Raw genomic sequence first — 1,072 nt, forward strand, 5'->3', positions numbered from 1 at the left:
CTAGTGGACGGAATCTAACACTTGGTGCCCTCGCCGGACGGCAGCGATGATCTCATCTGGGTTGGCCGTCCAGGTGAAGGGCTTGGGACGTGCATTGGTTTCAGCCACGTAGCGGTTGATGGCCTCCTGAAGATCGACCACCGAACGGAACACGCCGCGCTTGAGCCTCTGGCGCGTGAGCTTAGCGAAGAAGCCCTCCACCGCGTTGAGCCACGAGCATGAAGTTGGGATGAAGTGGAAGGTGAAGCGCTCATGGCGATCCAGCCAGGCGCGGACCTTCGCATGCTTGTGAGCCGCGTAGTTGTCGAGGATCACGTGCACCGTCTGACCCGCCGGCACCTGAGCCTCGATGGTGTTCAGGAAGCGGATGAATTCCTGATGCCGGTGGCGCTGCATGTTGCGGCCAATCACGGTGCCGTCCAGGACATTCAGGGCGGCAAACAGTGTCGTGGTGCCATGGCGCTTGTAGTCGTGGGTCATGGTCCCAAGCCGGCCCCTCTTGAGCGGCAGACCGGGCTGAGTGCGGTCGAGCGCCTGGATCTGGCTCTTCTCGTCGACCGAAAGCACGATGGCATGCGCCGGTGGGTCGACGTAGAGCCCGACTACGTCTCTGAGCTTCTCGGCGAACTTGGGATCGTTGGAGAGCTTGAACTGACGATAGCGATGCGGCTGGAGGCCATGAGCTCGCCAGATGCGGCGTACGGCACTGGCGCTGATCCCGGTCTGCTCGGCCATCATGGCGGCGGTCCAATGGGTCGCCTCGGCCGGTGGGTCGGACAGCGTCAGGTTGATCACCCGCTCGGCCATGTCAGGGCTAAGCGGCTTGATCCGGGGCGGGCGCGTTTTGTCGCGCAGCAAGCCGTCGACGCCCTCATGCATGAAGCGCTCCTGCCAGCGCCAGACGCAGGTTTTGGAGGTGCCGGTCTGGCGCATGATCTCGGCCGTGCCGACACCATCGGCGCTCAGCAGCACGATGGCGGCCCGCCAGACATGCTTCTGGGCCGTGTTCCGGTTGCTGATAACAGCCTCAAGGCGCTGCCTGTCTGAGGAGTTAAGGGTGATGGAGATACCA

The 1,072-nt window shown here is 63.2% G+C and carries 1 protein-coding gene; it reads right to left on the reverse strand.

All coding sequences use genetic code 11. The features are described from left to right. Window positions 1-1,068 carry an IS630 family transposase gene (locus FS320_RS43985; protein WP_162003652.1) on the reverse strand — a complete coding sequence of 356 codons (1,068 nt, stop codon included), beginning with the start codon at window positions 1,066-1,068 and terminating at the stop codon, window positions 1-3. Window positions 1,069-1,072: the final 4 nt, after the last annotated feature.

The sequence above is a fragment of the Microvirga tunisiensis genome (assembly GCF_009296175.1).
GTDB lineage: Bacteria > Pseudomonadota > Alphaproteobacteria > Rhizobiales > Beijerinckiaceae > Microvirga > Microvirga tunisiensis.